Origin of the sequence: Streptomyces sp. Wb2n-11, from assembly GCF_001049855.1 — a bacterium.
Classification (GTDB): Bacteria; Actinomycetota; Actinomycetes; order Streptomycetales; family Streptomycetaceae; genus Streptomyces; species Streptomyces altiplanensis.
In genome coordinates this window covers 3,840,814-3,853,440 of the sequence record NZ_CVPB01000001.1, presented here as the reverse complement: position 1 = coordinate 3,853,440, position 12,627 = coordinate 3,840,814, and the positions used below count along the sequence as shown (strand labels likewise).

Here is a 12,627-nt window from a genome sequence, read left to right as displayed (position 1 = left end):
GGTTCACGCCTGTGGACCAGACCACTCCCTTACTCGGATCGTCCGGCACGTTCCTGCCGGTGAAGGAGCACATCACCATGGCAACTGTCTCGTTCGACAAGGCCACCCGGCTCTACCCGGGCTCCACCAAGCCCGCCGTCGACCAGCTCGAGATCGAGATCGAGGACGGCGAGTTCCTCGTCCTCGTCGGTCCCTCCGGCTGCGGCAAGTCGACCTCCCTGCGCATGCTCGCGGGTCTTGAGGACGTCAACGGCGGCGCCATCCGCATCGGCGACCGCGACGTCACCCACCTGCCGCCGAAGGACCGGGACATCGCCATGGTGTTCCAGAACTACGCGCTGTACCCGCACATGTCCGTCGCCGACAACATGGGCTTCGCGCTCAAGATCGCCGGCGTGAACAAGGCGGAGATCCGCAAGAAGGTCGAAGAGGCCGCGAAGATCCTCGACCTCACCGAGTACCTGGACCGCAAGCCGAAGGCGCTCTCCGGCGGTCAGCGCCAGCGTGTCGCGATGGGCCGCGCCATCGTGCGTGAGCCGCAGGTCTTCCTCATGGACGAGCCGCTGTCGAACCTCGACGCCAAGCTCCGCGTCTCGACCCGTACGCAGATCGCCTCGCTCCAGCGCCGCCTCGGCATCACCACGGTGTACGTCACGCACGACCAGGTCGAGGCCATGACCATGGGCGACCGGGTGGCCGTACTGAAGGACGGCCTGCTCCAGCAGGTCGACTCGCCGCGCAACATGTACGACCGTCCCGCGAACCTCTTCGTCGCCGGCTTCATCGGCTCCCCCGCCATGAACCTGGTCGAGGTCCCGATCGCCGACGGCGGTGTGAAGTTCGGCAACAGCGTCGTCCCGGTCTCCCGCGAAGCGCTCTCCGCCGCGGCCGACAAGGGCGACACCACCGTCACGGTCGGCGTCCGCCCCGAGCACTTCGACATCGTCGAGCAGGGCGGCGCCGCCGCCGCGTCGCTCACCAAGGCCGCCGCCGACGCCCCGGCCGGTCTGGCCGTCACCGTCAACGTCGTCGAGGAGCTCGGCGCCGACGGTTACGTGTACGGCAGCGCGCAGGTCGGCGGCGAGCACCAGGACCTGGTGGTCCGCGTCAACGGCCGCGCCGTTCCGGACAAGGGCGTCGAGCTGCACGTCGTGCCGCGCGCGGGCGAGATGCACGTCTTCTCCTCGTCGACCGGCGAGCGCCTCAGCGACTGACATCAACTGCGCGCGAAGGGCCCCGCACTCCGGTGCGGGGCCCTTCGCATGCGCCTCAGGTGTCGACAAATACCCCGGCAGAACGGCCATTTCGAACTCTGTACGTCAACACGGATTCGAAAAATTACCTCGAACCATCCCCCGCAAGGGTGACTAAATGTCGCCAAATCATTACCGGCCGCTACGCTCGCTCGCGTGACCCACACAGCCCGCCGAATCGGCCGAAGTCTCGCTCTCGTCCTGCCCGTCGTCCTGGTGCTCTCCGGGACCCTCGCGGTCACCCGTGTCCCGTGGTCCACGAGCGGACCCGAGTCACAGGTCCTGACCGCGTCCTCCGAGAAGGTGAACGTACGCGCCAAGTCCCGTGCCCCGCAGGACATCCTGCGCGACAAGCTCCTCCTCGAACTCCAGGAGAAGGACCCCGGCGTCGCGCTCACCCACCTCCAGCGCGAGATCGAGCGGCGTCCTTCGCTCGCCCAGCACTGCATGTCGATCGCCCGCTCGCTCGGCCGCGCCGCGGTGGACCACTACGGCCCGACGCGCGCGCAGTCGTTCTCGCGCCCCGTCTGCGACACCTCCTTCGCCTCCGGCGTGGCCCGGCAGACCGGCTGAGCGGCGGCCGGGCCGACCGGGCATCCGAGCAGCCGAGAGGCTGACCAGAACCGGGCACCGTCGGGCCGCCGACGTCCCGCCGCATATCGTGCCCCGTATGACTACGTCTCCGACGCAGGCCGTGATCCTGGCAGGCGGCCAGGGTTCGCGGCTGCGCCCCTACACCGACGACCGCCCCAAGCCGATGATCGAGATCCCTGGCACCGGGACCCCGATCATCGGCCATCAGCTTTCCTGGCTGGCCGCCGAGGGCGTGAGGGACGTGGTCGTCTCCTGCGGCCATCTCGCCGGCGTCCTCCAGGAGTGGCTGGATTCCGCCGAACTCCCGCTGCGCGTCACCACCGTGGTGGAGAAGGAGCCGCTGGGCCGCGGCGGCGGCCTCAAGTACGCCGCCGCGCACCTCCCGCACCCCGATCGCCCCTGGTACGCGACCAACGGCGACATCTGGACGCGCTTCTCGCTGCGCGACATGGCGGCCTTCCACACCGAGCGCGACGCCACCGCCACGCTCGCCCTCGCCCGTCCCCGGATCCCCTGGGGCGCCGTCGAGACGGACACCTTCGGGCACATCACCGACTTCATCGAGTCGCCGCTCTCGCCGTACCTCATCAACGCGGGCGTGTACGTCTTCTCCGCGGCCTTCACAGGGCTTCTCCCGGACCGGGGCGACCACGAGCGCACCACGTTCCCCCGGCTGGCGCGAGAGCGCCGTCTGGCGGGCTTCCCGCTGCCGCAGGGGGCGTACTGGCGGGCCATCGACACCGCCAAGGACCTCACCGAGGCCGCCAAGGAGCTCGCGGCCGCGCGCGGTTGAGCCCTTCCGCACCCGCACGTCCTTACGTACCCGTACATACGGCGAAGGCGAAGGGCCCGGCGCACATCCACTCGTCCCGTGCGCCGGGCCCTTCGCCGTACGTGCCGTGCGGGGCGGTCTAGCCGAGCAGGCCGCCGATCACCCTGCCGTCGTTGCCGCCGCTTCCGCCACTGCCGCTCCCACCGCCACCCGTGGTGGAGCCGCCCGTGGTGGAGCCGCCGGTGGTGCCCCCGCCCGTGGTGCCCCCGCCGGTGGTGGAGCCGCCGCCGGTGGTTCCACCGCTGCCCACGCCGCTGGACGACGGTCCGGCGCTGGTGGTGGGTGCCTGCGGCGGTGCGGGCTGCTGCGGGGGCGGGGCCTGGCCCGCCGTACTGCCCTGCGTCTGGCTCGGCTGGGCGCCCGTGCCGGCCGCGCCGGCCGTGCTGGTCTCGCGGACCGCGTCCGGGGTCGTGGCTCTGGCCGAAGGGGCGGCGGAGCTGCTGGCGGAGGGGGTGGGCTTGCGGCTCGCCGGCGCCTGCGAGGAACGGGCCTTGCCGCTGCCGGTCTCCCGGGGGAGCGGGGCTCCCGGCAGGTAGTTGGTCGGGTCGTCGTTCGGGCCGGGCACGGTCACCAGTTCCGAGGAACGTACGGCCCCGCCCAGCATCGAGCCGACGAGCATCGTCAGGCCGACCACCAGGGAGGCGACGAGGGCGCCGCGCCGCAGTACACGCCGCCGCAGCTCCCACAGTTCGGAGCGCGGCCCGAGCTTGCGCCAGGCTTCGCCGGCGAGGCGGCCGTCGATGGAGTAGACGGGCGCGCCCGCGATGATCAGTGGGGACCAGGCGGCGAGGTAGATGATGTCGGGCGCGTCGTACGCCGGTACGGTCTTCCAGCTCACCGTCACGAGCAGCGCGGCGGAGAGCAGCGTCCCGAAGCAGGCGGCGACCCGCTGCCACAGCCCCAGCACCGTCAGTACGCCGACGACGACCTGGAGGAACGCGACGGTCAGGCCGGCGCCCACCGGGTGGGTGAGCGCGAAGTCGCGCAGCGGTTCGGCGAGGGTCCAGGGGTGCAGCGAGTTGAGCCACTTGACCATCGAGCCGCGCTCGCCGCCGTCGAAGTAGACGGGGTCGCAGAGCTTGCCCATGCCGGCGTAGATGGAGATGAAGCCGAGGAACACCCTCAGCGGCAGCAGCACCACACCGAGGTTCATCCGCCGCCCGGGGTAGTAGCCGTGCCGGACGGCGGCCGCCTCGGTGTTCCGGCCGCGCGCGCCGTCCTCGCCGTACGCCTCGTCCTCGCCGTCCTCGCCCGGGTCGCCGTACTCGTCGAACCGGTCGTCCGCGTAGGCGCCCCGGGTGTCCGGGCCGGGGTCGTCGTAGGCGCCGACGGCCGGCTTCGTCCTGGGCAGCATCTGCGTCATGGGCGACTCGGGGCTGCGCGGCCCGATGACGGTGGGGAGCGCCGCCGTGTCCTCCGCGTTTCCGTCCACGGCGGTCCGGGGGATGACCTGCGTGGCGCCGCTGTCGAGGCGCTCACCGCCGACCGAGGAGTTGCGTACGGCCTGGAGCAGTCCGGTGGCGCCGGGGTCCCCCGGCTCGGACTTGCCGCTCCAGACGATGGGCGCCCGGCGCCGCACCACGGCCTTGACGTTCCCGGCCGGGAACCGTCCCGTGTCCCCCAGGCCGGCGCCCACACCGCCCGCTCCCGCGTACGGCGGGACGGGCCTCCTGCTCGGGGCCGGGGCGAACTGCACGCGGAAAACGGCGTGGTTGGCGGTGACCTGCGCTGGGTCGCAGGGCACCTTGACCATGCTCAGGACGGGCTGATCGTCGGTCCCGGGTGTTCTGGTGTCCACACTCATCTAACCGAGTGATGGGCGTTTAGGACACTGCCTTGACGAGCTTGATCTGTCCGAGACCCGTCAAGCCGCTCTTACCGGGCAAAACATCTTTTCTCGCCCCAAGGAGGTCAGCGCCTGCGCTGCGCCGCCTCCCAGAGCACGATGCCCGCCGCGACGCCGGCGTTCAGCGACTCGGCACCGCCCGGCATTGGGATGCGGACCAGGTAGTCGCAGGTCTCGCCGACGAGGCGGCCGAGGCCCTTGCCCTCGCTGCCGATGACGATGACGACCGGTCCGCCCAGCTGCTCCAGGTCCTGGACCGTGTGCTCGCCGTCGGCCGCCAGGCCCACGACCGTGATCCCGGCCTTCTGGTAGCCCTCCAGGGCGCGCGTCAGGTTGGTGACGCGGGAGACCGGCGTACGGGCCGCGGTGCCGGCGGAGGACTTCCACGCACCGGCCGTCATGCCCGCCGCGCGGCGCTCCGGCACGACCACGCCGTGGCCGCCGAACGCGGAGACCGAGCGGACGATCGCGCCGAGGTTGCGCGGGTCGGTCACCCCGTCGAGGGCGACGATCAGCGGGTCCTCGTGCTTGTCGTACGCCGCCGCCGTGAGGTCGTCCGGGTGCGCGTACTCGTACGGCGGGACCTGGAGGACGAGGCCCTGGTGGTTCAGGCCGTTCGTCATCCGGTCGAGCTCCGGACGCGGGGCCTCCATCAGGTTGATGTTGCCGCGCTCGCCCGCGAGCTGGAGCGCCTCGCGCACCCGCTCGTCGTTGTCGATGTACTGCTGGACGTACAGCGTGGTCGCCGGGACGCCGTCGCGCAGCGCCTCGAAGACCGGGTTGCGGCCGACGACCATCTCGGACGTGCCCTTGACGCCGCCGCGGCGCGGAGCCGGACGGCGGACCGCGGCCTGCTTGGCCTTGGCGGTGGCGATGCGGTTCTTCTTGTGCTTCTTGCGGGCCTCGGCGGGCGGCGTCGGGCCGCGGCCTTCGAGGCCCTTGCGCCGCTGGCCACCGCTGCCGACCGTAGCGCCCTTCTTGTTGGACGTGCGGCGGTTCCTGCGCTGGCTGTTCCCGGCCATGACCTGTTACCTGTTCCGTTGCTTCAGACGTGCGTGCGTATAAGGGAAAGTGTGCCGCCCGGGGGCCGGGCGGCACATCGCGCGTGCCGGTCAGCGCGGACCGAGGGTCCATCGCGGGCCCGACGGGCTGTCCTCGATGACGAGGCCGGACTGCTGGAGCTGGTCGCGGATCGCGTCGGCCGCGGCCCAGTCCTTGCGGTCGCGGGCCGACTGGCGCTGGTCCAGCACGAGGCGTACGAGCGTGTCGACGACGCCGTGGAGGTCCTCTCCGCGGTCCGTGCCGCCGCCCGTCCACTGCTCGTCGAGCGGGTCGAGGCCGAGGACGCCGAGCATCGCCCGTACCTCCGCCAGCCGCGCGACGGCCGCGTCCTTGTCGTCGGCGGCCAGCGCCGAGTTGCCCTGGCGCACCGTGGTGTGGATGATCGCGAGCGCCTGCGGGACGCCCAGGTCGTCGTCCATCGCCTCGGCGAAGGCGGGCGGGACCTCGGCCGCGGGCTCGACGTCGCCGCCGGCCTTCTCGACGACGCGCTGGACGAAGCCCTCGATGCGCGAGAAGGCGGACTCCGCCTCGCGCAGGGCCTCCTCGCTGTACTCGATGGTGGAGCGGTAGTGCGGCGTACCGAGGTAGTAGCGCAGGACGATCGGGCGCCACTGCTTGACCATCTCGGAGACGAGGACCGAGTTGCCCAGCGACTTCGACATCTTCTCGCCGGCCATGGTGACCCAGTGGTTGTGCACCCAGTAGGTGGCGAAGTCGTCGCCGAACGCCTTGGCCTGGGCGATCTCGTTCTCGTGGTGCGGGAAGATCAGGTCGATGCCGCCGCCGTGGATGTCGAAGGCGGATCCCAGGTACTTGTGGGCCATCGCGGAGCACTCCAGGTGCCAGCCGGGGCGCCCGCGTCCCCACGGGGTCTCCCAGCTCGGCTCGCCGGGCTTCGCGGCCTTCCACATGGCGAAGTCGCGCGGGTCGCGCTTGCCGGTCTCGCCCTCGCCGGACGGCTGGAGGAGGTTGTCCAGCTCCTGGTTGGAGAGCTCCAGGTAGCCGGGGTACGAGCGGACGTCGAAGTAGACGTTCCCGTCGGCCTCGTACGCGTGCCCGCGTTCGATGAGGCCGCGCATCATCTCGACCATCTCGGGGACGTGGCCGGTGGCGCGGGGCTCGTAGGTGGGCGGGAGGCAGCCGAGGGCGGCGTAGCCGTCGTTGAAGGCGCGCTCGTTCTCGTAGCCGATCGACCACCAGGGGCGGCCCTGTTCCGCCGACTTCTTGATGATCTTGTCGTCGATGTCCGTGACGTTGCGGACGAACGTCACGTCGTAGCCCCGGTAGGCGAACCAGCGGCGCATGATGTCGAAGTTGAGCCCCGACCTGATGTGCCCGATGTGGGGGGCGGCCTGCACGGTAGCGCCACACAGGTAGATCGAGACGCAGCCCGGAGTGAGCGGGGAGAAGTCGCGAGTCTGCCGGGCGCTGGTGTCGTACAGCCGAATAGTCACCACACCAGGGTAGTGGGCGGACGGCAGTGCCCAGCGACCCTTTCCGGTACTGGGGGGCCGCGGCGCGGAGGGCGCCGCGGCTGTGGTTCACCCGTACGGGCCGACAGGTGCCCCGCGGCGGGTTCCCCGCCCCGCCTCGGGCGCCCCGCGGCGCTCAGGCGGTGCGGACGACCAGTGCCGTGGCGATCGCCGCGAGGCCCTCGCCGCGGCCGGTGAAGCCGAGGCCGTCGGACGTGGCGGCCGACAGCGAGACCGGCGCGCCGGCCGCGGCCGAGAGCACCTTCTGCGCCTCGTCGCGCCGCTTGCCGATCTTCGGTCGTACGCCGACGACCTGGACGGCGACGTTGCCGATCTCGAAGCCCTCGGACCGTACGATCCGGGCGGCCTCGGTGAGCAGCGTGATGCCCGAGGCGCCGGACCACTCGGGGCGGCCGGTGCCGAAGTGCGCGCCGAGGTCGCCGAGGCCGGCGGCGGAGAAGAGGGCGTTGCAGGCGGCGTGCGCGACGACGTCGGCGTCCGAGTGGCCGGCCAGGCCGGGGCCCTCGCCCTCCCAGAGCAGGCCGCCGCACCACAGCTCGCGGCCCTCCTCGAAGGCGTGGATGTCGGTTCCGATGCCGACCAGCGGCATCGGGGGGAGACCCGCGGAGATCTCAGAAGCCATCGTTTGCCCTCCTGCGGGCGAGTACCGCCTCGGCCAGGACGAGGTCCAGCGGCCGGGTCACCTTGAACGCCTCTTCGTGGCCGGGTACGACCACGACCTGCACGCCGAGCCGCTCGACCATCCCGGCGCAGTCCGTCGCGCCTTCACCCTTCGCCGTGATCGTCTCGTGGGCGCGGACGAGGGTGGCACGGTCGAAGCCCTGCGGGGTCTGCACGGCACGCAGCCGCGCCCGCTCGGGCGTGGCGACGACCGGTTCGGGCTCGCCCTTCTCCCGGGGCTCGACCTCCTTGACGGTGTCGGCGAGCGGCATCGCGGGCACCACGGCGGCCGCTCCGTCCCGTACGGCCTCGACGACCGCGTCGACGGTGTCGACGGGCACGAGCGGGCGGGCCGCGTCGTGCACGAGGACGGCGGTGATGTCGTCGGGCAGGGCCTCGAGTCCGAGCCGCACCGATTCCTGGCGCGTCTCACCGCCCGGTACGACGAGGAAGTCCGTCCGCTCGGGCAGCGCGTGCTCGGCGAGGAGGTTCTTGACCTCGGCGGCGCCGTCCGGCGGGGCCACCACGACGACGAGCGCGACGGCTCTGGAGTTGGCCATGGCCCGTACCGCGTGGATCAGCATGGGGGTGCCGCTCAGCGCGCGGAGCGCCTTGGGCGCGCCGGGGCCGAGCCGCACGCCGCGGCCCGCGGCGGGGATCACGGCGGCGGTGCGCGGTGTGGTCTGCGGAGTGGACGTGGGGCGCGATTCGTCTGTCATCGGTAGCTCCGGGGCCGACAGCTTCGGGAACGGGTTCGGGACCGCCAGGTTTGTGTCGGCGGCCTACGTGGGTATGGCCACAGCGTGCCGGGCGCGACGCCTTGACCGGCCCCTTCCGTGAGGACCGGTCGAGCCGGTTGCCCGGGCCGGCATGCCGGAGCACCGGGGGACGGTTCGGTTCGGAGGTGCACGGGAACGAGACATGCCGCAGCGCCCGGCGACAAGGGCTGGACGGCCTTGTCAGCGGGCACCACGGCATCGTTGCTGGGTATCAGGGAAGGAGCCCCTGCGACCCGGGATCAGGACGCGAGGACCTCGTCGAGCAGAGCCTCGGCCTTGTCTTCATTCGTGTTCTCCGCGAGCGCGAGCTCGCTCACCAGGATCTGGCGCGCCTTGGCGAGCATGCGCTTCTCACCTGCGGAGAGACCACGCTCACGCTCACGGCGCCACAGGTCGCGCACTACCTCAGCGACCTTGATGACATCACCGGAGGCGAGCTTCTCGAGATTTGCCTTGTAGCGCCGGGACCAGTTCGTCGGCTCTTCTGCATACGGTGCGCGGAGCACCTCGAAGACCCGGTCGAGCCCTTCCTGACCGACTACGTCGCGTACACCGACGAACTCCGCATTGTCCGCAGGCACACGAACAGTCAAGTCACCCTGGGCGACCTTGAGCACCAAGTAGGTCTTGTCCACGCCTTTGATCTGGCGAGTTTCGATAGCCTCGATCAGCGCGGCCCCGTGATGGGGATAGACCACGGTGTCGCCAACCTTGAACGTCATGTGACAGGTACCCCTTCCGTGGCTATCCAGAGTAACACGGAAACGGCTTCTTCTGAATGGCGTTTCCGCAGGTCAGGGCATATCTCGGGGCTTGACAACAGCGACAGGAACGTGCTGCGCGGGCCTTCCGGAAGCGGGTATTCGCAGGTCGGAGCGGCTGTGCGGGCGGAGAGAAACGCGTACGTTACACACATCACGGGCCTCCCCGAAGAGTCCGAACGTCCCGTTTTGCCGGGTTCCAAGCGGTGAAGTCGACGTACTCCGTTCGGTGACCGGTCACTCGTTCGGCCCGAATCTGGAATTGATCACGTGCGGCTGTGATCAATTCCGGGCCTCCATGCATTCCTTACGGATAATCCGCGTCCGGGACGCGCTCTCGTCCCTCCCCGGATATGTGAGCGGTGTACGAAACAGGCCGCCGGGCAGGCGTGGGCCGGTACGGGCGGGCAGGGTGGGGCGGGTCGGGTGCGAGGGCCGGTCGACGGCTCGGTAACCTAAGCGCGCCGACACACCCTTGGGGCGGCTTTACGTCGCTCGCACCTGATGGGTCCGCCCGTACGTCCGTACCTCTGACAGGAGATGCCGCCGCCGTGAGCCGCAGCCTTCGACGCGGTGCCCTCGCCGCCACCGCCATCGTGTTCTCGATCGCTTCGCTCGCCGCCTGCGGAGCGGGCAACGACGCGCAGTCGCTGCAGATCAGGCCGGACAACGCCGAGGCCGCCGTCGACGATATCAAGATCCAGAACGCGGCGGTCGTCACCCAGCCGGAGCTCGACGCCGAGGGCCCCGCGGTCGTCACCGCGACACTGTTCAACAACGGCGCCCGGGCCGAGACGCTCGAATCGATCAAGTTGCCCGGCGCGAGCGGCGAGGTGAAGCTCAAGCCGGCCAAGGGCACGGGCCCGGTGTCCGTACCCGCCGGCGGGTCGCTCGTCCTCGGCGGCGAGGGCAACGCCTCCGCCGTGATCGAGAACGGCCGCGAGGCCGCGGAGGACGGCGGCGTGCAGCCGGTGGTCTTCGAGCTCAGCGAGACCGGTGCGGTGGAGCTGCAGGCGCTGGTGTTCCCGGCGACGCACCACTTCAAGGACTTCGGTCCGAGCGAGCTCCCGAAGCCGCCGGGCACCACCGCGAGCCCCACGGGCACGCCGACCGGCTCCCCGGACGAGGCGGACGGCGGCGCCGCGGGCGCCACGGCCTCGTCCACGCCGCAGGACGCGTCCTCCGGGGAGGCCGCGGGCGACGACGCCGAGGAGCACGGCGCGGAGCACTGACGCCCGTACAGCCGCAGCGGACAGCACGCACGGGGGCGCCCCGCCGGTACGTACCGGCGGGGCGCCCCCGTGCGTGAACGGTGAACGGTCCCGGTCTACGGCTCGAACTTGTACCCCAGGCCGCGGACCGTCACCAGGTAGCGCGGCGCTCCCGGGTCGGGCTCGATCTTGGCCCGCAGGCGCTTCACGTGGACGTCGAGGGTCTTGGTGTCGCCCACGTAGTCGGCGCCCCACACGCGGTCGATCAGCTGCATGCGGGTGAGGACCCGACCCGCGTTGCGGAGCAGCATCTCCAGGAGGTCGAACTCCTTCAGCGGGAGGTCGACCTTGCCGCCGCCGACCGTGACCACGTGACGGTCGACGTCCATGCGGACCGGACCAGCCTCCAGGGCCGCAGGGGTGGCCTCCTCCGGCTCCCCCCTGCGGCGCAGCACCGCGCGGATGCGGGCGACCAGCTCGCGCGAGGAGAAGGGCTTCGTGACGTAGTCGTCCGCTCCTATCTCCAGGCCCACGACCTTGTCGATCTCACTGTCCTTGGCGGTCACCATGATGACCGGGACGTTGGAACGGCTGCGCAGCTGGCGGCAGACCTCGGTGCCGGGCAGGCCGGGGAGCATCAGGTCCAGCAGGACGAGGTCGGCGCCGTTGCGCTCGAACTCGTCGAGCCCGTCGGGGCCGGTGGTCGCGATGGCGACCTCGAAGCCCTCCTTGCGGAGCATGTAGGACAGGACGTCGCTGAAGGATTCCTCATCCTCGACGACGAGCACTCGGGTCACGGAAGGACCTCCGGGGCAGGAATGGGTTCGCGATCAGTGGTCTTGTACGGGCCGCCGTCGTCCTCGTCGACGTCGTCGTCCGGGATGTCCGGGGCGTCCGGAGCGGCGACCGGTGACCGGTCGCGCGGCGCGGCTGCTTCGGGCAGCCGCAGGGTGAAGGTGGAGCCCTGTCCCTCGGAGCTCCACACCGCGACCTCCCCGCCGTGCGAGGCGGCCACGTGCTTGACGATGGCGAGGCCCAGACCGGTGCCGCCGGTCGCCCTGGAGCGGGCCGGGTCCACGCGGTAGAAGCGCTCGAAGATCCGCTCGCGGTCCCTCTCGGGGATGCCGATGCCCTGGTCGGTGACGGCTATCTCGATCAGTCCCCCGGCGCCGGGGGCCGGGGGGGCGCCCCCGCCGCCGGGCATGGAGATCCGGCGGCCGGCGATGCCGACGCGGGTGCGGGCCGGGCTGTAGTTGACGGCGTTCTCGACGAGGTTGCCGAGTGCGGCGGCGAGCTGGCCGCGGTTGCCCCAGACGTACAGGCCCTCGGTGCCGCCGGCGGCCATCGTGATGTTCTTGGTGGACGCGGCGTGGCGGCTGCGGTCCATGGCCTCGGCGACCAGTTCGTCCACGCGGACCGGCTCGGCGTCCTCCAGCGGGTCGTCGTTCTGGACGCGGGAGAGGTCGATGAGTTCCTGGACCAGATTGGTGAGGCGGGTCGCCTCGATCTGCATGCGGCCCGCGAACCGGGTGACCGCCTCCGGGTCGTCCGACGCGTCCATGACGGCTTCGGAGAGCAGCGAGAGCGCTCCGGTAGGAGTCTTGAGCTCATGGCTGACATTCGCGACGAAGTCGCGCCGTACCGCTTCGATGCGGCGGGCCTCGGTGAGGTCCTCCACCAGGAGCAGGACGAGGCGCGAGCCCAGCGGGGCGACGCGGGCGGACACGGCGAGAGCCTCGCCGCGGCCCGTGCCGCGACGGGGGAGGTCCAGCTCGACCTGGCGTATCTCGCCGTCCCTGCGGGTGTCGCGGGCCATGTGGAGCATGGGGTCCACGGCGAGCTTTCCGCCCCGGACGAGCCCGAGGGCGTACGCGGCCGAGCTGGCCTTGACGACGCTGTCGCTCTCGTCCAGTACGACGGCGGAGGAGCGGAGTACGGAGAGCACGGTGTCGACGCCCGGGGGCAGCACCGCGTTGATGTCGGGGCGCAGCGAGGACCGGGTGGGTCTGGACTGCTCGCGCTCGCTCCAGCGGAACGTCAGCACGGCGACCACGCCGGTGCACAGACCGGCGATCGCTGCTGCTGCGGCGACTGCCGCGTTCACGTCCATGCGTCCAGGTTATGCCGGGACGGTGA

12 protein-coding genes are annotated in these 12,627 nt (G+C 71.2%); 4 read left to right on the top strand and 8 right to left on the bottom strand.

The genetic code is table 11. The features are described from left to right. The first annotated feature begins 77 nt into the window (after nucleotides 1-77). The 3 genes from BN1555_RS17625 to BN1555_RS17615 all read left to right on the top strand — a co-directional run bounded on the left by BN1555_RS17625 (nucleotide 78) and on the right by BN1555_RS17615 (nucleotide 2,640). Nucleotides 78-1,214 carry an ABC transporter ATP-binding protein gene (locus BN1555_RS17625; protein WP_093803466.1) on the top strand — a complete coding sequence of 379 codons (1,137 nt, stop codon included), beginning with the start codon at nucleotides 78-80 and terminating at the stop codon, nucleotides 1,212-1,214. Between the two features lie 195 nt (nucleotides 1,215-1,409). Then, entirely contained in the window at nucleotides 1,410-1,826 is a 417-nt protein-coding gene (locus tag BN1555_RS17620) for a hypothetical protein (RefSeq protein WP_093800274.1), read from the top strand. A 97-nt stretch (nucleotides 1,827-1,923) separates the two neighbouring features. Continuing rightward, nucleotides 1,924-2,640, top strand: coding sequence for a nucleotidyltransferase family protein (locus tag BN1555_RS17615; protein WP_093800273.1), 717 nt, complete (start codon nucleotides 1,924-1,926; stop codon nucleotides 2,638-2,640). Nucleotides 2,641-2,758: 118 nt separating this feature from the next. On the opposite strand, the gene BN1555_RS17610 is transcribed toward BN1555_RS17615, so the two are convergent. The 6 genes from BN1555_RS17610 to BN1555_RS17585 all read right to left on the bottom strand — a co-directional run bounded on the left by BN1555_RS17610 (nucleotide 2,759) and on the right by BN1555_RS17585 (nucleotide 9,241). Beyond that, the gene (locus tag BN1555_RS17610) at nucleotides 2,759-4,432 is read right to left on the bottom strand and encodes a DoxX family membrane protein (RefSeq protein WP_093803464.1); all 1,674 of its coding nucleotides are present in this window, start codon (nucleotides 4,430-4,432) and stop codon (nucleotides 2,759-2,761) included. Nucleotides 4,433-4,590: 158 nt separating this feature from the next. Further along, a complete protein-coding gene (rlmB, locus tag BN1555_RS17605; RefSeq protein WP_028814603.1) occupies nucleotides 4,591-5,547 on the bottom strand; it encodes a 23S rRNA (guanosine(2251)-2'-O)-methyltransferase RlmB in 957 nt (318 codons plus the stop codon). A gap of 90 nt (nucleotides 5,548-5,637) precedes the next feature. Then, complete coding sequence (gene cysS / locus BN1555_RS17600) at nucleotides 5,638-7,041, bottom strand: cysteine--tRNA ligase (RefSeq protein WP_093803463.1); 1,404 nt, start codon at nucleotides 7,039-7,041, stop codon at nucleotides 5,638-5,640. A gap of 154 nt (nucleotides 7,042-7,195) precedes the next feature. Further along, nucleotides 7,196-7,702 carry a 2-C-methyl-D-erythritol 2,4-cyclodiphosphate synthase gene (gene ispF / locus BN1555_RS17595; RefSeq protein WP_093800272.1) on the bottom strand — a complete coding sequence of 169 codons (507 nt, stop codon included), beginning with the start codon at nucleotides 7,700-7,702 and terminating at the stop codon, nucleotides 7,196-7,198. Beyond that, nucleotides 7,692-8,459, bottom strand: a complete 768-nt coding sequence (gene ispD, locus BN1555_RS17590; RefSeq protein ID WP_093800271.1) for a 2-C-methyl-D-erythritol 4-phosphate cytidylyltransferase — start codon at nucleotides 8,457-8,459, stop codon at nucleotides 7,692-7,694. The genes ispF and ispD overlap by 11 nt, the downstream gene beginning before the upstream one ends. 299 nt (nucleotides 8,460-8,758) lie before the next feature. Continuing rightward, entirely contained in the window at nucleotides 8,759-9,241 is a 483-nt protein-coding gene (locus tag BN1555_RS17585) for a CarD family transcriptional regulator (protein WP_006380568.1), read from the bottom strand. Between the two features lie 590 nt (nucleotides 9,242-9,831). Between BN1555_RS17585 and BN1555_RS17575 the strand changes: the two genes are divergently transcribed. Then, nucleotides 9,832-10,512, top strand: a complete 681-nt coding sequence (locus tag BN1555_RS17575) for a DUF461 domain-containing protein (protein ID WP_093800269.1) — start codon at nucleotides 9,832-9,834, stop codon at nucleotides 10,510-10,512. Nucleotides 10,513-10,607: 95 nt separating this feature from the next. On the opposite strand, the gene BN1555_RS17570 is transcribed toward BN1555_RS17575, so the two are convergent. Beyond that, complete coding sequence (locus BN1555_RS17570) at nucleotides 10,608-11,288, bottom strand: two-component system response regulator PhoP (RefSeq protein ID WP_093800268.1); 681 nt, start codon at nucleotides 11,286-11,288, stop codon at nucleotides 10,608-10,610. Further along, complete coding sequence (locus BN1555_RS17565) at nucleotides 11,285-12,601, bottom strand: two-component system sensor histidine kinase PhoR (protein ID WP_093800267.1); 1,317 nt, start codon at nucleotides 12,599-12,601, stop codon at nucleotides 11,285-11,287. Before BN1555_RS17565 ends, BN1555_RS17570 begins: the two co-directional genes overlap by 4 nt. Nucleotides 12,602-12,627 lie beyond the last annotated feature (26 nt).